This is a genomic window from Treponema parvum, from assembly GCF_017893945.1.
GTDB lineage: Bacteria > Spirochaetota > Spirochaetia > Treponematales > Treponemataceae > Treponema_D > Treponema_D parvum_A.
In genome coordinates, this window is the sequence record NZ_CP054257.1 from 141,222 (window position 1) to 165,393 (window position 24,172).

Sequence of the window (24,172 nt, forward strand, 5' to 3'; positions counted from 1 at the left end):
AATTCAAACACTTGTTTACGGTCTTAGTGAGGTGTCTATGGCTAAGCCTTATTCATTAGGATGCATCCCCATTGAAAATTTTTTGGAAAATTGCCAAGAACGCCCGAACTCAAGATATTGCAGATTGGCTTAAGGGAAGGCGCAGCCGACTGACCTGAGCGAAGCGAACGACGCTCATGCCGAAAGCATGGCATCATTGTCTGATATTTCGAAACCGGCACGGCTATTTACCCCCGATGCGCCGATATTATCCTTGGATACAGAATAATTGATGTCAATAAAGAATTTATCGACGCCCAGAACATGAAAAAGGCTATGTCTTTCGGAAATCCGGTTAACGGCGAAAAAAGTATTGGCGCGGCGCCGAGAATTGTTGTTATTGTTGTTGATAATATGCTTCTAATTCTTTCGTTCAGGATTTTACTTGTCTGAATTCCGGACATCGATAAATAAATTGAGTTGTTTATTACGATTCCGCTTGAAATTGTAAGACCTATTAAGTCTCCCGGATACAGAGGACTTTGGGTTATGAATTTAATTAAAAACGGGATGAAGGCGGAAGCCGGGATTATCGAAATCATTAAAAGCGTTTTTTTGAAATTTTGAGCAGCTGCAGTTAAATATAAAAATATTATTGCAATTGAAAAAAAAGTTAAAACAATCAATTTAAGATATTGTTCTTGCAGCTTTTCTATTTCCTTTGAAAAGTGATAATCATATCCTTTCGGAAAACCAATCTGTTGCATTTGTTTTTTCAATTCGTTAACATTTTTTGTAGCGCTCTTTCCCTCCCGCTTTATTGTAAAAAAAGCGCATCGCCGACCGTTTAATCGATAAATCTTTCCGTTCCCCTCTTTTACTGTAATTTCGCCTAAGGTTGACAATTTTACGTTGCTTGTTTTTGTCGGAACCGGGAGATTTTTGAAATCCTGCAGTTCAAGGTTTCTTTTTGCGGAGGACAGAATTCTTATGTCATATTCATTGTTATTGCGAATCCATTTGTCAACAACGGGACCGAACAGCATCCAGCGTAATGTGTTTGCAATATCTTGCGTGCTAAGCCCCAAACGGGCATTTTGTCGAGCATCGATTTTAAGTTCAATTTCTTTCGGATTTTGTTTAAAATTCAGTACGGATTCAATATTTTGCGGGTCTTTTGAAATGAATTCGGAAGCTTTTGAAGCCAATTCGCGGCATTTTCGGTTTTCTTCGCCCGTAACTGCAATTTCGAATTCCTGTGTCCTGCGGTTGTTTAATTGATTCAAATTTTGAATAAAAATCATTCCGTCTTCTGCAAGGGAAGAAAACGAAAGAATTTTTTCAGCCAGCCTTTCTTTTGAAACATTTTCCGGGTTAAAACCGATTTCGATTTGGGCGTTCCCCTGTCTGCTTTCGCTTATAATAAAATTCGGTCGAACGTTTTTTTCAATTTGATCTGAAATATTTTTTACATAGCCGTCGATAAAAGAAACTTTCTTTTCAGGCGGATATTCTATCGAAACATATAGAATGTCGCTTTCCGCTTCTTGGGTAATGTTTTTGCCGGAAAAAAGCAGAAAAAAGAAAGGCAAAAAGCACATCAGCGCATAAATTATAGGAACCGGCTTTGAATTGTTTTTTTCAGGCGGTAAAAGGATTTTCAAAAACACTTCGACCCGTTTTTTAATCGGCTTGAATAAACTTATCGAAAGAAAAGTGCGCTTTTTTTGTGCAAATATAAAGCAAGGGAAAAAAACGGTTGCGATAATAGTTGAGTTGCAAAGCATTAAAACAATTACGGTTAAAATCGAGCGGATTCCCTGGACGATGTAATTTGCATTGTACAGCGGGATTATAGCCAGAAGCGACGTTATTGTTGAAGAAAACAACGAAGGAAGCAGAAATTTACATTGCGACGCAAAATGTTTTTTGCTTCGGCAAAGTTCCGCCTGTTCCGAAATTACAAGCATAGGATCTGCGATCAGACCGATTGAAATTGACAAACCTGAAAGACAGTTCGCATCAAGACTTATACCAATGGTGGAAAGCTGAAGAATTGTCCAGAAAATCGTAAACGGAATTGAAAGCAAAATCAGAAAAATTGTTTTGAATTCCGAATAAAACAGCGGAACAACTAAAATTAAAAAAAAGTAGCTTTGCAGAATTGCCAAAATCAATCGCTTTATAAGTTTTTTTTGAATCGCGCCCTCGTCGGTAATTATCGCGTAGTTTTCTTTCGGAATGCCTGATTTTTCAAGGATTTCATTACATTGCTTAGCGGTTTTTATGATATTTGCATCGGAAGAAGCCTTTATTTGAACGGAAACAGCTTCTTCTCCGTTAATTCTGACAATTTCTTCCTGCTCGCGGTTTGAAAAATCAATATCCGCAATCGTGTCGATCGTAATATATCGTTCGTTGAGCTTTACCGGCAATTTTCGGATCTGTTCTATAGTTTGAAGTTTTGTGTCGAATTGAATTTTATGATCAGTTTGCGGAAGATGCAAAACGCTTCCCGAATAAACTACATTTGCATCTTGAACGATTTGGGCAAAAACCTGCGGATTTAAATTTTTTGAAACAAGAATATCCGGATCAAATTTAACGGTCAGTTCTTTTATCGCGCCTCCGGCAACGATTACGTCCGCAACGCCCTGAATCGATTCAAATTGCTTTTTAATCGTCGAATCGATAAATTGCCGAAGCGAAAAAAGGTCTTTTGGAGAAGAAACCGTAAAAGAAAAAATTGCTTTGGAATCGTTTTGGGCGGAATAAATTCTGGGTTTTTGAACTGCGGAAGGCAGTTCCGCATATAAATTATCAACAAGGTTTCGCAGGTTCAAATATATTTTTTTTGAGCTTATGGATTTGTCAAACCAAGTCGTAACGGCTGTTTTACCGTTTTCGGAAACCGAACGCATTTCGGCAAGACCTGTAATCTCTGTTATCTTCTCTTCCAGCGGAAGCGTAATTGTTTTTTCAAGTTCTCCTGCGTCCATGCCGAAATATTCAAACTCAATTGTAAAAACATTATACCGGCTGTCTGAGGCCTTGCCGAAATTTATTCCCCGCCCCGTAAAAGAAAAAATCAGGCAGATTATTGCAAAAATGAACAGCGGCAGCTTTTGTTTTGCATACCATGAATTCATTTTAAATCCTCCCGTTTTGATAAGTTTTTACGCTTCAAGACGGGAAGCAACAGAAGCGGAAAAATAAAAAGCGATAGGGCAAGTGAAAAAATCATTCCACCGATGATCGTCAGCGCGACCGTTGATTGTGTTGAAGTATTTTTCAAATCAACGGCAAACGGAATCAACGAAATGATCGTCGTAAGATTTGTAAGAAGCAGAGCCTGAAGTTTTGAAACGCAGCATTTTATAATATCCTGTTCGGTTGAAACTTTTTCCTGCGAACATTTTTCATACAGAATGATCGAATTGTTTACGACGCTTCCGAAAAGCACGACCATAGCAATAACCGTGTTAATATCGGGATTTTTTTGAAAAATCGTAAGAAAAATGAACGCGCCGGACAAAGCCGCCGGCAAGGCTGCAAGAAGCAAAAGCGGAATTAAAAACGATTCGAATTGCGAGCCTAGTACAAGGTAGAGCAGAACAAAAACTACGATCAAAAGGAAGGCGCTGTCGCCCCAAAGTTCTTTTGTTTCCTGCTTTTTAAGATTTTCACATTCAAAACCATTAATTTTAAGCTGTGAAAGTTTCTGATCCTGCGGTACGAAAATTTTTGCCGCTCTGCGATTATACCGATAAAGTATCTTTTCATTTTGCTGTTGTGAAAAACCGCCCAAAACATGAAGCGGAACGGAAGTTTGCCCGATTTTTACAATCAGATTTTCCACATCCCTAAGCGAAGATATATCGTCTTTTTTGTATTTTACGACAATAGGAATATTCTTTCCGTCCTGATAAAATATCGAGGATTCAACGCCTTCTATCGCGCTTCGGGTGATTGAAGCGCTGTACAGCGCGGTGAGTGAAAAACGTGAAAGCGCAATTCTGTCCGGTGTAAAAACATATTCGCTGTCAAAACTGTCCGGAAAGATCTTGAAATCGGCTTTCCCTACGTTTTGCATGGAAGCTTTTAACGAAGAGCGGTTTTCCGAAGTGAATAAAAATTCATTTCGGCCGGTCTTTATTACTTCGGAAAGTAAATCCGAAGTGGAAATTGAAAAAGAATCAAATCCTGCCGAAGCGAATACGTTTGAAATATGATTTTTGTAATTAAGATCCGGTTTATTAAGAAAAATATCAAAATGAATTCTTTCGCGATTGATCTTCGGCGATGAAAGCAGGGCAGTATCGCTGTCTTCGACGCCGCCTGAAACCGCAACCGCTTTTATCGATTTTTGCTCAAAAAGTTTGTTTGTAATAAAAACGGCTTTGCTCCTGAGGTTTTCAAGCGTTATTCCGGATGGAAACGTTAAGTCCGCAGAAACAGTATCGGAAGCAGACGAAGGCAAAAGCGAAAATTTTTGTGTTTGAACGCATATTGCGCCGAGAAAAAGACAGAAAACGCACAAGAGGACGGCTTTTATTTTTTTGTGAAAGAGAGAAGTCAGCTGATCCCCATAAAGTTTTTTTGCTTTTAAGATAAACCCTTGTTCTGCAAAACAAGCGAACCCGTTTTTACTCATAAGCATATAAATCGCCGGAACAAGCGTAAAAGAAAGCAGCCATGAAGCTGTGATTGACGAAGTAATTGCGATCGCCATCGATGTAAAAAGCTCGCCTGAAAGACCTTTTATAAAAAAGAACGGAACAAAAACGATAATTGTCGTAAGGCAGGATCCCGTATTTGAAGAGCTGATTTCCGCTACAGCTTGAACGACGGTTTCGGCCTGCGCCTCTTTGCCGGAAGTATTTTTTGATTGAATGTTTTCTATTGCGACCGCGCTGCAGTCTATTACCATGCCTATTCCGATTGCAATTCCTGAAAGCGACATTACGTTTATCGTTTGACCGGAAATCGTCAACACGATTATCGCAAAAATTGAAGTCAGCGGAATAACGGAAGCGAGCAGAAACGAAAGCGCGAACGATTTGAAGAAAAAGAAAACCACTGCGACCGTTACGATAAAGCTGAAGAATGCGGAAATGCAGAGCTGCTTTAGAGAAGAAGAAAGATATTCCGCGTGGTCTTCGATTATTTCAAATTTAAAATATTCTCCGAGCGTTGCGTTTAAGTTGTTTATTTGCTTTTTTATCTGTCTTGAAACCGAAAGAGGACTTGAGTCGCTTCGCTTTTGTATCGATATGCAAATACATTCTTTGCCGTTCAGCAAAAAAAATGTTTTTTTCTCTTTTATACCTTTTTGTACGGAAGCTATTGAAGACAGGTTTAAAACTCCGCCGTTATTGTATTGCAGCGGAGTTTCGAGAATATTCTTAAGGCTCGTAAATAAACCGTTTGTCTTTACGGAAAGTTCTTTTTCGCCGTCGGTTAAAGTTCCCGCAGGATATTCAAAATTGTAAGATGCAAGAATCCCGGCGATTTCTTCAAGCGTAAGGTTTTTGCTCTGGCTTAATTCTTTGCCGACGAGCACGTCAATCTGTTCTTCTTCGCCCCCGCTTACGTTCACGGAACTTACGCCCGTAATCCGCTGCAAAAAAGGTTTTATGTGATTTATACAGGAATAGCGCGCATATTTTAAATCTTCGTCTAAAGGAATTACGGCGATCGTCATCGTACTTTTTTGCAGATCCGCTTCTCTTACTTCCGGTTTGCCGCATCCTGAAGGAAGGCTTTGAAAGCACGCGTCGATTATTTCACGGCTTTGGACAAGAGCCATGTCGATATCGCTTCCCCATTTCAATTCAATTGAAACAACGGAAAGACCGTCGCGTGAAACGCTTTCCGTTTTCTTCAATCCTTTAAGCGAAGCAAAGGCTTCTTCTACGGGAATAGTGACCATTTCTTCAATTTCGGCGGCGGAAATTCCTTTGTATTCGGTTGAAACGATCATGTTCCTTCCGCTTATGACAGGAAGAAAATCCGTTGTAAGTGAAAAAACGCAAAGAATTCCCGTAAGAACGGCGGCGAGCGTAAGCATTAAAACCGAAATAGGATGATAAACGCAAAAACCGATCAATTTTTTCATTTGTTAAAACTTAAGGAAATTCCTTCCTTAGCAGGATTGCCCAGATTGTCCTGAATTGTCGATGAAAGATTTAAACTTACAATTCCGCTTGAATCTTTATTTGTAATTTCCATTGTGTATTTTACGATACTTAATTTTCCGGGCGTCGAACCGACAGCTTGAATTTGAGTTGCGATCGGAAGACTTGAAAAATCGCTTTGTGGAACAAGGTTTGCGTTTTTAAGAACTATGGAAAAGCAGCCGTTTACAGTTGAAATTGCAAAGCCGTCCATCACGGTAAAAAGATTTACGTTCTGCGCATCGGCTGAAATTCTGAAAACCAGATAGAGAGTGCCGTTGGTTTCCGTGTTTTTGGGATAAAAAACGGGATCCAGCGGAAGAAATGAATATTCGGTTTGTTTGGACAAAGTTGTGTAGTCTGACAAAGAATTCTGAAAAAAAGCGCTTTCAAATAAAACCGGCCTGTTGTTTTCATTGTCGTATGTAAACGAAAAATTATGATCGGAAGGAATTCTATTTCCGTAATAATCCGAAATTCCTTTCTTTACATGAAGCGTGTATGTTTTTCCCCATTCGGCGTCGGACGGAACTAACGTAACCTTCCGGCGCGATTCCTTGTCGATTTGAATTGAATAAGACAGCGGCGGGTCAATTGAAACGAATCCTGAAACGGAGTCTGTCCGTACAGGTTTTGTGAAATTGAGTTCAATTTTAGAATTTAATAAGACGCCGCTTGCCGAAGAATTTTCAGTAAATTCTGTGGCGTCGCCCGCTTCGGAAACGCTCTGTACCGATAAAACAGGTTCAGTTCGGTCAAGGTCGTAGTAAAATATCGAAACATGATCTTCTTTCAACGAATTACGGTTTTTGTCTTCAAGCGAAGTTGAAACTGTTATCGTATAGCGCTTTTGCTTTTCAAGGCTCTGAGTAGGAATCACATGCGCCTTTGTGTCATTGTCCGAAAAATCGATCAGGTAATTAAACGCGGGAGAAACGCCGAACGCGCTGTGGAAAGTTTGAGTGTTTATCGGAACGGAAAAAGTAAACGTCAGTTCCGAAAGAGTTCCCGTAATTTCCGCTTCTTTTGCAGGAAATTGCGAAACGATAAAGGGGATTTCCGAAGAGCTTCTTGTTGAAAAAAAGTACGAAAAATCATGCATTAAAGAGCGGCCTTCGGTATCTTCTATCTGTGTTGAAAGAATAATCTGATAGTCGTAATTTTGACGGATTCCGCTTACGGGGAAAAAGTGAACCGCCGTTCCTGAAAAAACATAGGTTCCGTTTAACGAAGCTTTGTCTTCGGTAATCGAAAAACCTTTTTGAAAAGACGATTCGTCGGGGCGCTCCGAAAATGTAACGGAAACTTTTTGCGAGTCGTAAGTTACGGATTCCACTTTAAGTTCAGGAAGAAGCCTGTCGGCACAGCCTGAAATCACCGACAAAAGCAAAATCGGCAATAAAAGAGAAAAAAATCCGGAAATAAAACCGATAAAGCGCTTTAAGTCTGCGGTTTTAGAATTACGCATAAATCTTTCTCCATAAATTGTCCGCGGCCGGTATTGATTCCGTTCGCTCCGCCTGTAATTTGAAGCTTATAAAAAGTTTCAACGCCTGCGGTACACGGGGTAAAATTTTCCCAGGTAAGGCTTAATAAGGTTCCTGTCGAATTCCATAGGATTTGAGTTTGAACCGGCGTCTCCGATGAAAGAGGAAAAAGCAGGCCGAGGCTCACCTGTTTTACGGCGGAAGAACGTTTTGAACTTTCTATCCGGCCGGAAAACAAAATGCTTACCGTAAGCTCATATTTGTTGTTTAAGTTTTTTGTAATCGTGAACGGAACTGCGTCCTGACTTGAAAAATCAATTTGAGCCGAATCGAGAGATATCTGTCTGATTTCAAGATAATCTCCGTACGGCGTAAAATACAAAATTTTATCTTCGTATAATGAAACGGAATGAGTATCGCGGACGGAAGAATTAACCGTAAGTTCATATCTTTGTTTTATCGAATACATCTGAGTCGGAATAAAGGCGAAGCGAAAACCTTCTTCATCCGTTTGCTTAAAGTAGCCTGCCGCCGGCGGACTTAGCGAAATTCCCGATTTTACGGAATCGAATTCCATCGGTTTTGAAAAGACAAAGCCGATCGCTTCTTTTTCCCGTATATTCAAATCAAGTTCCTGTTCGGTAAAAAACGTTTCTTGGCCTCCGATCAGCCTGACAGGGCAGATTTTTTGCAAGACGGGAATTTCCGTATCGCTGAAAGGCAAAAAGCTCGCCGATTCGGATGTTTTGTAAAAATAGCCGTCGGCGGATTTTAAGTTTTTAAAACTCCACGTATAAAGCGTGTTGTAGGCCCATGGGGCTTTCGGTTTTATTGAAACGCTTTTGTTATCGGAAGAAAAGACAGTTTCCGTTTCAAGGCTCGGCGAAAGCATAAAATTTTCCGTAAAAGAAGCCTGGTCGAGAGCTTTGTTGAAACAAAAAAGCAGGCTGTCCGTTTGATTTATAGGCGACAGCGTCGAAGAGCTTTTTAGAAAAATCAGCTGTTCGGAAATCGATCCGTACATAAAAGTGCGTTCAATCGAAACGGAAACCCGACTCGTGTTTATCGTAATCGTTCCGCTGCACGAAAGATGATAGTTTTTGCCGTTTTGCCACGAAAGTGCAGGCTTTATGCTGAGCGTTTTTCCGTTCCAGAAATAAATCAATTCAACGGCCCTTGAGTCGGCCAAAAGCGAAACGCACTTTTCCGCCTGGTACTTGTCCGGTTTCGATGTAAAAACGAATTCAATCGTCTGCCCTGAAAAAGTATTTTCGGTTGAACTTAAAGAGCAGCTTACGCCTTCTTCATCGAACGTAATCAGCTTGCAGGAGCTTAAAAATGCGGAAAAAACCAAAAACGGAATGAGGGTTTTAGTTCGTAACGACATTTTCACCTTCCTTAAGAAACGGAGACGGCTTGTCGATTACAACCGTTCCTTCTTTTATGCCGCTTTTAATCCAAGCCTTGCCGTTTTCAATTGAATCGATTTCTACGTTCTGTAAAACGACACAGCCGTTTTTTACCGTATAAACGATATTCCGATTTTTATCTTGATTGCTTTGAATTACCGCCGTTTCGGGCAGCACGACAAATACAGGATTGTCCGTCTGTAAAATCGTGCTTTTTACGAAAATTCCGGGCTTAATCGAACGGTCAAAATTATTTAAAAGCGCTTTTACCGTAAAGTTTCCGCTTTGAGGGTCTGCAAACGGAGATATTTCCGAAATTACGGACGAAAGAGATCTATTAATAGAAGGAAGTTCTATGTTTACGGGAGTTCCTTCGTGGTATTTCAGAATATCTTTTTCCTGAATCGAAAAAACCGCATAAACCGACGACGTGTTCAAAATCGTAAAAACGGCGGCATTAGCGGCGACATATTCGCCTTCTTCAAAATTGCGCGCGCCTATAATTCCTTCAACGCCGGCTTTTACGGTCAACTCTTCGATTAGGCGGTTAATCGATTGCAGGTTCTTTTCCGCATTACTTACGCTCGCTTTTGCAGACTGAATTTGCGCCTGAACGGACCGAGTGTTAAGCTTTACAAGCAGTTTGTTTTTTTCCTCTATGGAATCGGGAATTGCGTAACCCATCAAAACTATGTCGCTGTCCGTAAGACCTAGCGAAGAAATCTGCTTTTCCTTTTTTGCAATATCGATTGAAGTTTTTTGCGATTGAAGCGACAATTCTTCGCTTTTAAATGAAACGTCGGTTATGCCGCCCAGTTTGTGAAGTTCTTCGTTATTCCGGTGAATCTGACATGCGTTTTCGTATTCGATTTCCTTTTGCCGAATCGAAAGCTCCTGTTTTTCGAGTGAAAGAAGGCGGCTTTGCACCGAAAGTTCTTCTTCGCGCAACCGGGAAAGCGCAACGGAAAGAGAGGCCTCGGCTGAACAAAGCGCGTTTTCGTACTGTTCTTTCTGGTTTTCCATCTGGACGTTTCGCAGAACGGCAAGTTTCTGGCCCTTCCGTACAAAATCGCCTTCTTTTGCAAAAAGATTTTGTACGGAACCTTCGACAAGAGACGAAACGTCGTGTTTTGTCTTATACGAAACCGTTCCGAACGTAGAAATTTTCGTATCCTTCGCTTCTTCTTTTGCAATGACCGTGTTTACGCTTGCAGCTCTGAAAGTCTGTGCAGAATCATTTTTCTTAGAAAAACATGAAGTGAAAATAAAAAAAATCGGCGGCACGACGAACAAAAATTTACCGGCACGCATTTATCAACTCCTTAAAACTCATTCCGGTCATAACCGAAATTGAACGCTCGCTTGCAACGGCGGCGACTGTCGTCCGAATCAAAGAAATTTTTGTGTTGGAAAGCTCGATCAACTGCTCAACATAGTCAATCGGCTTTAACATACCCTGATCCGTCTGCAGCTTTGAAAATTCAAGCCGCTCCTGCTGCAATTCAAGCGTCCTCTGAAGGATTTGTATTGAACGTAAATAATCGTCGTGGGTTACAAGCAGCTCGTACAGCGCTGAAAAAAGTTGCTTTTCATAATTCTGTCGTTTAATCTGTTGCTGCAAAAGCGTAAGGTCTGAAATTTTTTGATCGGTAAAATACGTCGTACCGGAAGGAAATGAAGAATCTGCGCTGTTTGAAACGCCTGTGAGTTTTTTTCTTGTATACGTGTAATTGTTTGAAACGGAAAGCGGCGCAAACGGAATATTTTGAAAGCTGAAGCTCATCTGTATCGAATACCTCGGATTTGAAAGAGGATAATCTTCGCCTGAAAAACTGACGGAAGGTTTTACGGTAAAAAAGGGCAAATACCACGCGTCCTGAACTTGCTGTCGCTTTCGCGAAAAAGCGATCATGACGTCCTCTTTTTGAAGTTCAATGCTCGAGTTTTTTACAATGTTCCAGATCTTGTCTGTGAAAGGCTCAAGTTCCGTTTGAAGCGCTTCAGGATTAAGCTCGTCGGCCAGTTTCAGTTCCGTCGTTTCTTCAATTCCGGTCGCAAGTTTTAAAATTCTTTCTTGAACTTTGCAGGAACGGCGCGCGCTTTCCATCTCATTTTGAATCTTTAAAGCCGAAGTTAAAAACTCAAGATAATCGGTTTGTAAAAGCATTCCGAGAAAAGCCCTTGCTTCCATTATTTTTAATTCGTCCTGAGCCTTTTCATAAAGTTCGGTTTTTATGAGAAACTGCCTTGAAGCGATGAGACAGTTGTAATAATCGTTTATAATTTCCGACTCAAAGGTTTTTGCCGACTGAAGATTTTCTTTGTAGGCGTAAACGGCCTGAATGTTTGCAAGTTCGTAATTCATTTTGCGCGCCGGGTTAAAAACATTTTGACTCAGGCTGAACTGAAGACTTTTTGTGCGCGAATCGCTTGCGTTAAACGAAACTGAATTCGATTCGGAAAGAGAAACGCTCAGTTGGGGAATATATTCCTGAATATTGATCTTTGTCTTTTTCATGTTTGCAAGAACCAGTTCTTTTTCGATAATTCGCTCTCTCGCATTTTGCTTTGCAAAAACAACCGCGTCTTCGGCCGAGTTAAAAACAATCTGACTTCGGATTTTTAAAGCGCACAACATAAAGCAGATGAAAAATCCTGTAAAAGCGACATTTTTCATTTTTGTTTCTTTGTTTTTTCCTTAAAATATGCGTCTAAAGCCTTGTTCAAATATCTGTGCTGAACCCTGGCCGAAAGAACGGTGTCTTCTCCGGCCGTGTACTCGGAAATGACAGAAACTTGCCTGCCGGTCTGCTTTTCCGTAAAGATAAAGTTGAAAAATATCGCATTTTTAATCGAAGCGTTTTGCAAAAACGAGCGCTGATTTACAAAAATGCTGAGGTAAACCGTATTTTCATTTGATTGAGTTGGCTGCGCCGACTGAGTTGACTGCACCGATTGATCCGATTGATTAAAAATGCTTGACTGCAGGCAGTTTTTTGCAAGCGTCGAAAGCTGCTCGCTTACGGCTTTGTCCGGCACCTGATCGATTACAACCTGAGCGTCAAAAAAATCAACTTCACAAGTGCGGATGATTTGGCTATCCAAAAACGCAATACTTTTTCCGGTTGTACAGGAGATGAACAGAAAGGCTGAAACACAAAAAAGCAAAAGTAAAAAACTCAAACCGAATCGATTCAACCTGAAATGTCTTTTCATAATATGTCGTCTCCGTTTTTTAAATGAGCTATCGCCCTGTCGATGCTCTCTTCGTCGCTTGAAAGATTTTTTGCTTTTTCAAGATAGTCGATCGCGCGGTCCCGCAGACCAAGCTGAAGCCAAACCGCTGCTAGGTCTATGTATACTTTGTTTCCGTCCTGTAAAAGCTGTTCCGCATGTTTTTGCATTGAAAGGCGCAGGTTAAAATCGTTCTGTTTTTGGGCAAGGAGCGCATAAAGGTAATAAACGCGCCAGTCCGTGTTGTTAAAGGAAAGTTCCGTGTCCAAAAGTTTTTTCGCTTCGTCATATTCCTGCGCTTGGAGCAAAATCCTTATTTTCCAGATACGAGCTTCCGTGTATTCAGGATATTGTTTTACGAGCTTTTCGATTGCTTTTTGCGCAAGAGAGTTTTTATCCTGAAAATAAAAGACTTTTGCCTGTAAAAGCCTTGCCTGATAAAAATCGCGTTTCAGCGAAATCGATTTTTCCGCAAAATCAAGGCAGGAATCAAACTTTTGATCTCCGTATTCGTCTACCGCCCGAACATAGATTTTTTGAGCGAGCTCTTCTTTTTCCCGATTCTGTGTGCAGCCGAAAAACAAAAGAGAAATTAAAAGCAAAGCGGGTAAAACCGACTTCGGCGAGTTTTTTAATCTGCCTGAATCATTAAAAACCAACTTTTTTGCCATAAAAACCTGCTAATTCAAAATGAAAGAGAGCCGATCTTTTAAACGTCCTCTGCTTTTCAAAAGCTGTTCTCTCAAAACCGCGTCGAGCGGAATTTTTGTGCGGAACTCTTTGAGCTGGGCGACGGCGGAATAAACGTAAGAGCAGTCCGGCAAGTCAAGCAATTCGTAAACGGGCGACAAAAGTTTGCGGTCGCCAGAGGCTTGAAAGCCTGCGAGGAGCGAATAAACTTCGGCGGAAGTTAAAAGTTTTTGGGCTTCTTCTTTGGGTATATCGTTTAATTCTGCAAGCGCAAGCTTTGCCAGCCTGGAATATTCGGTTGAATAGCCCGTATTGACGGCCTTTTCGAGTACCGGAGAAAAGTTTTTAAGGTTTTCCGTTCCTTGCGCTTTTATTGCGCAATATATGTTCCAGTAATAGGACGGAAATGCGGAAAAATATTTTTCAAGTTTCAGATATTCGGTGACGGCGTCTACAGTGCAATTCCCTTCAAGAATTTGTTTTTTTTGAGTAATAAATTTATAGAGGAAAAAATCCGATTCAACTTGGGGAAGGTCAACGTCGGTTTTATATAAAAACTCTATGCACCGGACGGCTTTTAAGGTCTCATTTTCTTTTTCGGTTCCTTTAACGGAAGCGGCAAGTTTTTCCATATTGGAAAGAAACGCGCCGATTGAAATGTCATTCCTGCCGGCTGAATTTGCAAAGCATAAAACGTATTCAAAGTCCCAGAACGCAAACAAAACGGACTTAAAATAACCGCCTGTATTTTCGTAAACGATCGAAGCAAATTGCCCCAGCCCTTCAAAATATCCGAACCGGTCAAGATAAAGGTCAAGTTTTTTGCGGCAATCGTCAAAACGGCCTGCATCCGCAAGTAAAAACATGTAGGCGCGTAAATCATCCTGCGCGATATCCTGCGGAACGGCCTTAAAGGCGCTCTCCATCAGTTTCAGAGCTTCTTCGTCTCTTTTTTGTCCTAAAAGAATGCGCGCCTTTAAATAGCCGAATTTTTTGCCGCGGCGTTTATCCTTTAAGGCTTTATCGGCGTAGGAAAGAGCCGTTTCCAAATCTCCTTCGTAAAAACTTTGAAGAGAGAGCCTGCCGAAAGCGTCCGCGTCCGACTGTGCCGCCGCTTTTTGCGCTTCGACAGTTGAAGCGGTTTTTTGAGCGGAATTTTCGGCGCAGCCGAAAAGCAAAGCGGATACGACGATGATAAAAAGACATTTGTTTTTCATGCTTTTAAATAGTTGGTGTGATCGTTAAAAAGGCGCAAGTTATTCAAAAAAAAATTTTCGAGAAAATTCTAAAAAAATTGCAGAGTTTTTCCAATCGCTTCAATTAATAAATGGGAGAATAAAAATCGCCGGCTGAACGGCCGCATTTAAAGTCTATCGGAGGAAAGTATGAAAAATTTTTTAAATAGACTCATCGCAAGTTTTTTTATCTTGATATACAGCGGAGCGTTCGGTTTTGCCGAAGAACTGCACCGAGGCCTTGAACGCGGAAAGATTCGGCTTGAATACTACCTTGACCGCGCAAGCCTTGAGCGGAGCTCCGAAAAATGGGAAGAATCGGCCCGGAAAGGGATAGAAGAAGCGCTCGGTCTGTGGGAAAGCGAAAACCTTCAGATAAAGGAAAGCGATACTAAAGCTTATGAAAAAGAAAGACAAGGCGCACAAAAATATTTTAACAGCGTAGCGGGCTTATCTTACGTAAAGTGGCTTTGCAAAAAACTTGAAGAAGAACAGAAAGCCGGAACCGACGGCCGATTAAAAGCGCTTATAACGGCTGCGGCAAAAGAGCGGATAGCGGAAAACCGTGATCCCGAAAGCGCCGCTCGGGAAGAAGAAGCGTGGCGGACAAAGTGCGCGCAGATTATTGAAGAATACAGCGCCGAATGGGAAGCGGACAACAATCTTTTGTATACGGAACTTGCGCTTCAAAACAACCGGTTCGGCTTAAGTGAAGGGGAAATCTTAGAGAAAGTTAAAAACGAAAAGGCTCAAATAAAAAATCGGATTGCAGTTGAAAGCCGCTTGACAGCGCAAAAAGAAGGTAGAACGTTGCTTTTAGAGCTTATGTATGACCGAACGTCGGCAAAGAATGCGGCGGCTAAGGAAGCGGCAAGAGCCGTAGTACAAGAGCTGTCCGATGAGGTTACAAAAAAGACTGAAGAAGACATGAACCGTCTTTTTCAGTCTCTTGAAACGCAGCTGTCGGAGCAGGAAGCGGACGCCGTAGGCCGCAATCAGGATGAGTGGCTTGAAAAGTTTAAGGCGGCTTTTAACAAAGGACTTTCGCTGTGGGAAAACGCGGAAACGAAATTTCTTGAAGAGCGCAGCGAATGGGAGAAGAATGCGCAGGGAGTATATGTCAAAAGCGAAGAAAGCTGGCTTACGGCTTACAGGAGTTTAAAAGAAAAAAGAAAAGAGTGGGAAAAAAATATTGAAGAAAAGATAAAGAGCGCGGAAGAAAAGCTTCACAAAGAAAGCCGCGATTATCTTGCAGAAATTCAAAAAACGCTTGATGAATATAAAGCGGTCTTAAGCGAGACGTCCGAAAAAAACGGATACCTTGCACAGATGGAAGCAGAGTTTTACAACAAGACTCGGGATATGACTGTCGTTGCAAAGGAAGGGATAGAAGCATGGGGCGGACTTTGGAGCAACAGATACCGGGGGCTTTACAGTTACTGGAAGACGGCCGTGCCGCAAGAGCTTGAAGAGATATTGGCAGCGGATAGAAATTCAAATTTAAAAAACTATGACATCAGAAATTTAAATCGGGAAAAAATCGATAAAATAAAGTCGGAACTTGACGACTGGAAACAAAAGATAGTCAACAGATCAATTCAGATATATAATAATACAGTGAATTTCGTAATAAACGACTGGAACAGACAGATAAGTATTTTAAATAATTACATGATTCGTTATGTCAAAGACAATCAATATGATGATGAAGGTCGTCTTTTTACTGAATCTACGAGATTTAGATTTGCTTATGATACATCCGATGATGTAATAAATCAAAAAATATCCGAATTAAAAAGAGCAATTTATAACTCTAATAATTCTTCTTTCTTTCAAAGATATTACGATAAGTGCTGCGCCGAAATCGATAATGCCGCAGCGACATTTAGAGATCGAAGAAGTCAATTTACAAATCTTAACCGCTACAACGAAATTTCATCAAAATTAAACGGACTGCTTTCACAGGAAAAGTATTCGGAAATAGAAGCGTACATGGACGAAGTCTGCGATAAGACAATATTAAGCCGGGAAGCGCATACTGTAAAGAGCGACTACACAAGCTGTTCGGAACTTATTTCATGGCTTAAAGAGTGCCTTGCCGCGAAGAAGCAGGGAGAAGAAGCGCAGAAGGCGCTTTACCGCCTTACGGGCGTTGCGGAAATCGGAGGAGAGAACTTTTACAACGAGCTTGATACGGAAGTCGTTAAGGCAAAGGCTGTTTTGCAGGCAAGACGCGAAGAAAAAGAGATTGCAGACGCAGTCAACGAGTATGCAGAGACTACGGATTGGAGCCGGGAAAGCGCCAAGCAGACGGAAGCAAAGCTTATAAGTGCAAAAAATGCGTACAACACGGCTTATGATGAATACGAAAAAGCCGCTAAAACACTTGAAGAATTTGAGCGAAACGCAGCCGCAGCGGAGCGTGAAATGGCTTCGGCAATGACCGTCTTAAGAGAAAAGGAAAAAGCCGTAAAAGAAGCAAAGGAAGCATACGATGCTGCAATGGCTGTTACGCTTGGAGTAAGCAGGGAAGTTGTATCGCTGGAGCTTTTGTCGCTTGTAAAGGCATTTAAAGAAAGGCAGGCAAAAAAAGCCGCTGCGGAAAAAAAATATTTTCAGAACCTGAACAAGGCTGCCATGGAAACGGAGGCGGCGAATTCCATAAAAGAGAAAAACAAATACGTAACCCCTCTTGAAGAAAAGATACAAGGCTGCGACAAACTTTTACAGCTGGAGTTGACCGACGGGAAGGCCTTTGAAAAGACTTCTTCGATTACGAATGACGAGCGGATTCTGAGCTTTGCAAGCGAACTTGATTCGCTTTACAGGCTTAATGTGAACAATGAAAAGACATTTGAAATTGTGCAGACAAAAAAATGCCTTGAAGAGTATATCGAATATTTAAAAAAGATAGCTGAGTTTAAAAAAGAGACGGTTGAAAACGGCATTACGGGCGAAAACGCACAGAACAACTCGAACGGTCAACAGAACCAGAGCGAAAACGAACTGAAAAATTATCTTAGAGTATTGAGAGAAGCGCTTGAAGAAAGCGATTCGGACGCTACGGCTTTGACTCTTATAAAAGACGCGCTTGAAAAAACGGATGAAGAATTTGAGCGGGAGATGGAAAGCTGGAAAGAAGGAAATCCGGCTGATATGCATAGCGATTTAAAAAAAGCTTTACAGAAAATGGCATACGAGGCGGATGAAAAAACACAGGCCGTCCGTAAAATAATTCTTAACAGAAACAAGTTCATCGCAGAGCTTAAAAATGCATTTGAAAGAGATAAAGAAGCTTACGCACAGGAAGCGCTCGTTTATAACAGCGATGAACAAAAAGCAAATAACGAAAAGACAAAAAAGAAAGTTGAAAAGCTGATTTTTGAAAATGAAAAGAGCCGCATAAAATCGTCTGCCGCTTCTTACAATCAGGTCGTGGACTTTGTTTTCAGCCTTAAAAAAGAAGGACTTACATTTTCAAGCGGCATGGGAATAAAACTTGACAATTATATCGATTCATATATAGAAGCGGAAAGCGCGCGCTACGTTTTACTCTGTGGCGACAGTTTCGATCAAAACGCATTAAAAGAGCGGCTTTCACAGCTTAATCGGCTTTATGAAAAATACGGACCTGAAAAAAATCTTTCGGACCAGGAAGTTGTGGAGTATGTAAAGCTTAATCTTGAGATGAATATGGTTCAGCATATTTTAAACCGGTACGACGCTCTAAAATACAGATGGTACGAGCATCTTATAAAGGCGGGCTTTGCTTCAGACGAGTATTTAAGCGGAAGCGACAGGGCTCAGATAAAAGAAATACTTGAATCGGTTCAAAACCTGATTCTTGAAAATTACGAAGAGAGCATTGATGTTCAAAAAGAGCTTTTGTTTGCAGAAGAAATTGAAACGCTTAACGGCGACGCCGATAAAAATTATGCGGAGGTAAAATCGGCTCTGGACGAAACCTTAGAAAGCCTTAAGTCGTACGCTGCGCAGTACGAGCAGTTTTCAGTAAAGGACGGCTTGCATACGGTTAGCGCAAAGCAGAAAGATCTGAATGCGGCACAGGCGGAAGCGGCCGAGGCTGAAAAAGAATATTTAAAGGCAGCCCGGAAAGTGCGCGAAGAATGTGAAAAATATAATCGGAAGGCGGCGGAAATAGGAGAGCTGTACAAGGCGCTGGATGAAAAGAGGCTTCAAAAACGCATAGCGCAAGGGGTATACGACTGGGCGCAGAGCGTTTACCTTGAAAACATAGGAAACGCGGAAGACAACGATTATGAAACTCCTAAGGAAAGAGCCGCAGCCGCGGATTATGCATATAAAAAGGCGGAAATTTCACTTAAAGTCTTGGAAGAAGTTCTTCAAGGAAAGACAAATGAAGATAATCCTTCGGAAATTGAAGAAGAATTTAAGTCATATATCGAAGCGGACAAAAAATATTACAGAAGCCTCGTATTGAATTATGAAGCAAACGTAACTCTCAATTCAAAAAGGCAAGAGTTAAAAGCTTGTGAAATCGAAGCCCAAACAAAAAGACTGGCGGCCGTTCGCGGAACATTCTTTAATGAGAATTCGGAAAACCGTCTTGTTTACGTAACTAAAAACGCCGACGGAAGTTATAATCTCAAACTTCGCCGCGGAGAAGATAGCAATGCGGAAGTTCAAAGAGAATATCTTACCCAAAAAGCCGTAACTGTGGTTAATCATGAAATTAACAACGAGGAATATACCAAGGCTGAAGATGATTTATACAAATGGTATAACTCTATGATATCCAACAGCGGAAACTTTGAAAATGTAGCTCTTGCCGCCATGTGCGTAATGGCAAATAACGGCTGGTTAAGCCCCAGCCCGTTCAACGAAGAAGGAGAATACATTACGGGAATCGGAGATCCGCATGGAATCGACGCTGAAGTGCGCTACAGGAGATACCGTACGGAAATTCTTTGGAACACATACAACGCTGTAATGTCATGGGGAGGAGAAAGTGAGATTGCAAAATGTATTTTATTTGCAACAAATTCCGACAGTGTATTTAGAAACAAGATATTTGACTATCAGAAAACGGTATTAAAAGAGCGCGCTCTGGATCGGCTTGAAGACAAGATGGATGATATTAAAGATGATAATACCTTCTTAAGGAAGGTTTTTAGGGGAAGATTTACAATCCGAAACGCAAAAGGAAAAGCTGCAGCAGCCGCAGAAGATAAAGCTTACGATTTAAAGATAGCACAGAGATGCTTAAAGAACGATTATTTTTCACAGATGGCCGGCGTTATGGTAAACTCGAAAAACGCCAACAGTGCAAAAAGCGCAAGAACGGCTGAATTTAACGTGATGATGTACGGAACCGCCTCCGTTCCGAACGGAAAAGTTTCTACAGCAATCTTAATTGAAAAGATAAAGTCCATGACGCAAAATTCCAAAACAGGGATACAGCGCGAGATAAACGAACTTGCAAAAGAGCTTACCGAAGAGGTCTATACGGATGCACTTAAAGCGCTTGAAGCCTTGAACGCAAGCCTTCTTGCAAAAAAGAGAGAAGCATATTCTTCTCTTCAGAAAAAATACATAGCGGCAAAAACCTCTCAGGCGGAAAAAGAAGCGGAGTATCAGGCAAAAGTAAGCGAAGAATGCAAGATCGATGAAGATACTTCAAAAAAACTTAAAGCGCTTGCTCAAAGAGCATCCGACAAGAGCTTAAGCATTGAACAGAGAAAAGCCGCTTCCGACGAATACGACGCTCTTTATTCAAAAACGGCGGAAAGCGCTAAAAAGATTGAAAAAGGTTTGTTAAAAAAGGCCAAAGAAATCTTTGGAAATAAGACGGTAAACACGGAAAGTTTATACAAAAAGCTGCTAGGTCACTACTCGGATTATATAAATCCTGAAAAACGAGAAAACTTTTTTGTAAACGAAAACCGTGTTACTGAAAATTATTACGCAAGCGCAGTCACAAGCTTTATACGGATGGTAAAGGAAGCGGAAACGGCCAAAAATGAAAGCCTTTTAAAAGCGTATACAACAGAACTTGAGTCCAGCTACTACAAGCTTATGGCTGAAAAAAGCGGCACGGTAAAACTCATGAAAGAAATCGCTAAGGTAGCTTCAAACGAGTGGAACAAGGCCGAAGAAAAGCTGAGGGTCAAATACAACAGCTGGAAAAAAGACTTCTTAAAAGAGTATAAAGAAAAAAAATCCCAATGGTATGACGGTTATGAAAAATTCCTGGCGTCAAAACAGGCATGGATAGATAAAAGCTACATGAACGCAGCGGCCGGCGCAAACGAGAAAACCCTTAACCAGGCGGGCGTAAGCGTAGAAGAAACGATTGAAAAAGCTATGGAAAGCGCCAAATCCATGCGCGCTATGGAAGAAATAAAGATTGACGCCGAAGCTACAATAAGCGAAATATTAGGACTTACCGGCCTTGAAAAGCTTACAAGCGCCATGAAAAGCCTTGAAGAGCGTCTTAACGAAAAAGGCATGGGCTTATACAAAAAAAAGATGCTTTCAGGCGACACAAGCGTAAACCTTTCAAAAATTCAGCTTGCCGTAAACGGCATGGAAAAGAAGCTGGAAGCTTCTTCGGCAAAGCTGGCCGCTTATCAAGCTCAGCGCACGATTGATGAAACAATCAAAGGCTACATGGAACGCATAGATTCCACAAACCAAGGCATGATCGATTGGGAAAAAGAGCTGGCGCTCGGAGCCGGCTATCAGTGGAGTCCCAACGGCATCCGCAGAAGCGTCGTAGACGGCGCTACCGTGTGGAAAGTAACTTATACCGATCAGAGCATGCGCATGTATCAGAATTATACGACTTCTTCTCCTACAATCGAGCTTAATATCGAAGGCCTTTTGAACTTAGGTTCGGCGCAGGTTATGGCAGTAGTCGCACAGGCACAGCTTGAACTTTCCAAATGGGGAGAAAAGATATTCGGAGTACAAAAAGAATATGTGCCGGATTCAGACGACGAGAGAGGACAAAAAAGGCTTTCCGAAGCAAAAGAGAAAATAAAGAGTTTTAAAGGGAAAAATTTCGAAGATCTTTCCGAAGCGGAAAGGCAATATTACAACGAAGCCTTAGCAAGCCTTTATACAGTCGAAGGCGGAGAAATATACGAGCACATAGGGGAAGCTTCCGACGGCAAAAACGATGCAAAGATCGCTAAGGCTTCGATCCGCAACGAATACGGTTCAGGCCAGATAGGTTTAATTTTACTTGACTTTAACGAAAACCAGAGAGAAGAAGCCAAAGGCTGGGCAGAAGTTGCATTACCCCTGTGGGAACAAAAGCTCTGGGACGGCGATAACGCTCCTAATATAAGGATAGTCGCAGAACTTGCGACAGATGTTGCAGGGTGTATTGTAAGCACTGCAGCCCCTGGAGTTGGTGCTGTTGCAGCAGCTGGAATGCAGGTGCAAACGGCGTTAATATTTGCAGGTCTTGATTATGGCCTCGGTTATAAAAGTGCATCGGAAGTAGGTAATGAACTCGGAAAGAAAATAGCTATGACAACAATAGAAACAGCTATTTCACTGGGAGCCTCAGGGTATGTCAAAACTACAAATCGAATAGCAAGAATAGCATTGGACACAGGTGTCAGCGCAGCAAATACTACGGCAAGAACAGCTGTGGTAAATACGGACTTTTCAAATTTAAGTTTTGACAATTCAAGTTTCAAAAGCAGCATGGGGAGCTGGAGTACGTGGCAGGGGACGGCAGCTGCAGGGATTGGAAGTGCTGTCGGAAACGGAATAGAACAGGCAGCATTAGGCTCAAGGAGTTATCAGAGCGGAACATTGCTGTTTTCCAAAGGAGCAGGACTTACAGGTAGTCAGATAGAAAATTTAATGAGTATGTCTGAGTTTATGGGAAATGTTGCAAAAAGTTATGGAGAATATAAGTTAACAGGAAGAACGACTATAAATGTGCTTGATATCGCAGATTTGGGATTAAACATCAATGGACAGAAGGTACATGCAGGACTTCTTGAATACACGATTGGAGGAGAAAATTTCGGTCTACGCTTAGGATCAGGTGGAACAAACTTCAGTTATGGAAAATTGGCCGGTGCATTTAAAGGAATAAATACAGCTGCAGAAATCGTAAACAAGCATTTAAAGACAGATAAAAAGGGCATGCTATCTGAAAACAAAGCGAATAATATTTATGAAGCTGAGAAAAAGGGTGAAGAAACTTCTGAAAAAGAACTGACGGACAAGGAAGAGACTGAAGAATCTTCAATTGAAGAGATGGGAAAAGATGGGTTGAACCCTGAGCCTGTAAAAGATGAGAATGCAGAAAAGAAAACTGAAGGGCAAAAAGCGGTGGAAGAGATAACAGGAACTATTGAACAGCAAAAAGAAGATTCCGAAGAGCAAAAAGAAGTAGAAAAAAAAGTTCAAGAAGCGAAAAAAGAAAATACAGAAGAACGGAAAGAATCAGAAGCAAATGAACCAAAGAACACGATGGATATGCTAAAAGAATTCTTTGAACAAAATGAAATGATTAGAGATCTTTTAGAAAAAACAGAAAAGCTATTTGAAAGGAAAAATACATTGGGTAAATTGCTAATAAAAAAGGAGAAGCTTTATAATTTGAAAAAACAAAAAGAATTAGAAACAAAATATGGATATGATAATACCCTTTGCTATGCTACAGATTTATTCAATCTTTATATTCTTTCAGCAAATATGACTGATAAACAAATTGATGATTATTTTATAGGTTCTGAAATTGAAAAATTTATTGAAAAACCAAGTGGTTATACTATTTTTGATAAATTATCAATGTCTATCGCAAAATCTTTAGATTTGGATAAATATTATAATTATGTTTATCCAAAGGAAAACGGCCGGAAACAGCTGTTTTATGATTCGGAAAAAGCTTATTATTCTTCTAAATATGATTATGCGATAGGTTTTTGTTATTCGTCAGAAGAATCATATAAATCAGGAGCTGTACCCTGCCACTATATTCTATATAATAACGAAAATAAATATAATCCTGGTTTAAATGATTATTTTATTGGGAAAATAGCACCTTTACAAAGGCTTCCTGTAATAAAGTAAAAGAGGAAAAAATGAAAAAAAAATGTTATTTATTTTTCTTATCAATTTTAATATGTAATTGTTTGCATTCTCAGCAATTAAAAAAAGAAAACAATTGTTATGAATGCTACAGAGCCATCGATAATAATATAAATATTCGGCAGGAACCAACTACAAAAAGCAAAACTTTAGGTCAGCTGTTTAAAGATGATGAAATTTATGTAAATCCGCAAAAGAGTAACTCTGAATGGTTTTTTTGTTATATACCGAAAATTGATAAAATAGCATATTGTTCTTCACGGTATTTTGTATTAAAACCGACTTTCCTTTCGCAAATTCCCAATTTTATTAATAATACGGACGAAACTGTTTTAAAATTACAAAAAGGCTATATTCAACCGTGTGAAGCAATTGTTTCTCTTTTTAATTCAAATAATCTTTCTGAATCAGACTGTTTGAAATTGGTACAGATAGCGTACGATAATGGAGGCAATTTACATACGGCGATGGATGTATCCTCTCCTTTGATAGAAGCTTGTCGATTGGGATATTATTCAGTTGTAAAATATTTGATTACCATAGATAAAAAATATATAAACTGGGAATGGTCTCAATATGGCCCACCGATATATTGGGCAATTCAATTGGGACGTATTGACATTATAGAATTGCTTTTACAAAATGGAGCTAATCCTAATTATTTTTTTCAAGGGAAAAATCTTTTTGGCCATATAGATGAATTAGTAGAAGATTCTATCCTTTCAAAAAAGAATGCAGAAGAGATAAAAACCGTTTTAATAAAATATGGATATAAAAAATAAAAAGAGATTATTTTTAAGGTTATATGAGCATCGCTTATGATTTCGATTTATTTTAGCTCGCCATGTAGGCGATTTAGGAGG

Annotated in this window: 11 protein-coding genes; 2 read left to right on the plus strand and 9 right to left on the minus strand. The window is 40.5% G+C overall.

The window, feature by feature from the left end; all coding sequences use genetic code 11:
* Positions 1 to 227: 227 nt before the first annotated feature.
* The 9 genes from HRI96_RS00730 to HRI96_RS00770 are packed head-to-tail and all read right to left on the minus strand — an operon-like array spanning position 228 to position 14,192.
* Positions 228 to 3,128 (minus strand): efflux RND transporter permease subunit, encoded by a 2,901-nt coding sequence (locus HRI96_RS00730; RefSeq protein WP_210117640.1) that lies wholly within the window; start codon positions 3,126 to 3,128, stop codon positions 228 to 230.
* Positions 3,125 to 6,097, minus strand: coding sequence for an efflux RND transporter permease subunit (locus tag HRI96_RS00735; RefSeq protein ID WP_210117641.1), 2,973 nt, complete (start codon positions 6,095 to 6,097; stop codon positions 3,125 to 3,127). The genes HRI96_RS00730 and HRI96_RS00735 overlap by 4 nt, the downstream gene beginning before the upstream one ends.
* Positions 6,094 to 7,623: an Ig-like domain-containing domain gene (locus HRI96_RS00740; RefSeq protein WP_210117642.1), complete on the minus strand. Its 1,530-nt coding sequence runs from the start codon at positions 7,621 to 7,623 to the stop codon at positions 6,094 to 6,096. Before HRI96_RS00740 ends, HRI96_RS00735 begins: the two co-directional genes overlap by 4 nt.
* Positions 7,596 to 9,029 carry an Ig-like domain-containing domain gene (locus HRI96_RS00745; protein WP_210117643.1) on the minus strand — a complete coding sequence of 478 codons (1,434 nt, stop codon included), beginning with the start codon at positions 9,027 to 9,029 and terminating at the stop codon, positions 7,596 to 7,598. The genes HRI96_RS00740 and HRI96_RS00745 overlap by 28 nt, the downstream gene beginning before the upstream one ends.
* A complete protein-coding gene (locus HRI96_RS00750) occupies positions 9,013 to 10,362 on the minus strand; it encodes an efflux RND transporter periplasmic adaptor subunit (protein ID WP_210117644.1) in 1,350 nt (449 codons plus the stop codon). Before HRI96_RS00750 ends, HRI96_RS00745 begins: the two co-directional genes overlap by 17 nt.
* A complete protein-coding gene (locus HRI96_RS00755; RefSeq protein WP_210117645.1) occupies positions 10,349 to 11,728 on the minus strand; it encodes a TolC family protein in 1,380 nt (459 codons plus the stop codon). Before HRI96_RS00755 ends, HRI96_RS00750 begins: the two co-directional genes overlap by 14 nt.
* Positions 11,725 to 12,267 (minus strand): hypothetical protein, encoded by a 543-nt coding sequence (locus HRI96_RS00760; protein ID WP_210117646.1) that lies wholly within the window; start codon positions 12,265 to 12,267, stop codon positions 11,725 to 11,727. Before HRI96_RS00760 ends, HRI96_RS00755 begins: the two co-directional genes overlap by 4 nt.
* On the minus strand, positions 12,264 to 12,956 hold the full coding sequence (locus tag HRI96_RS00765) for a tetratricopeptide repeat protein (RefSeq protein WP_210117647.1): 693 nt from the start codon (positions 12,954 to 12,956) through the stop codon (positions 12,264 to 12,266). Before HRI96_RS00765 ends, HRI96_RS00760 begins: the two co-directional genes overlap by 4 nt.
* Before the next feature lie 9 nt (positions 12,957 to 12,965).
* Positions 12,966 to 14,192 carry a tetratricopeptide repeat protein gene (locus tag HRI96_RS00770; protein WP_210117648.1) on the minus strand — a complete coding sequence of 409 codons (1,227 nt, stop codon included), beginning with the start codon at positions 14,190 to 14,192 and terminating at the stop codon, positions 12,966 to 12,968.
* Positions 14,193 to 14,360: 168 nt separating this feature from the next.
* Between HRI96_RS00770 and HRI96_RS00775 the strand changes: the two genes are divergently transcribed.
* Together HRI96_RS00775 and HRI96_RS00780 are read left to right on the plus strand one after the other, a co-directional pair.
* Positions 14,361 to 23,291 carry a hypothetical protein gene (locus HRI96_RS00775; protein WP_210117649.1) on the plus strand — a complete coding sequence of 2,977 codons (8,931 nt, stop codon included), beginning with the start codon at positions 14,361 to 14,363 and terminating at the stop codon, positions 23,289 to 23,291.
* 11 nt (positions 23,292 to 23,302) lie between these two features.
* Entirely contained in the window at positions 23,303 to 24,091 is a 789-nt protein-coding gene (locus HRI96_RS00780) for an ankyrin repeat domain-containing protein (RefSeq protein ID WP_210117650.1), read from the plus strand.
* The last annotated feature ends 81 nt before the right edge of the window (positions 24,092 to 24,172 follow it).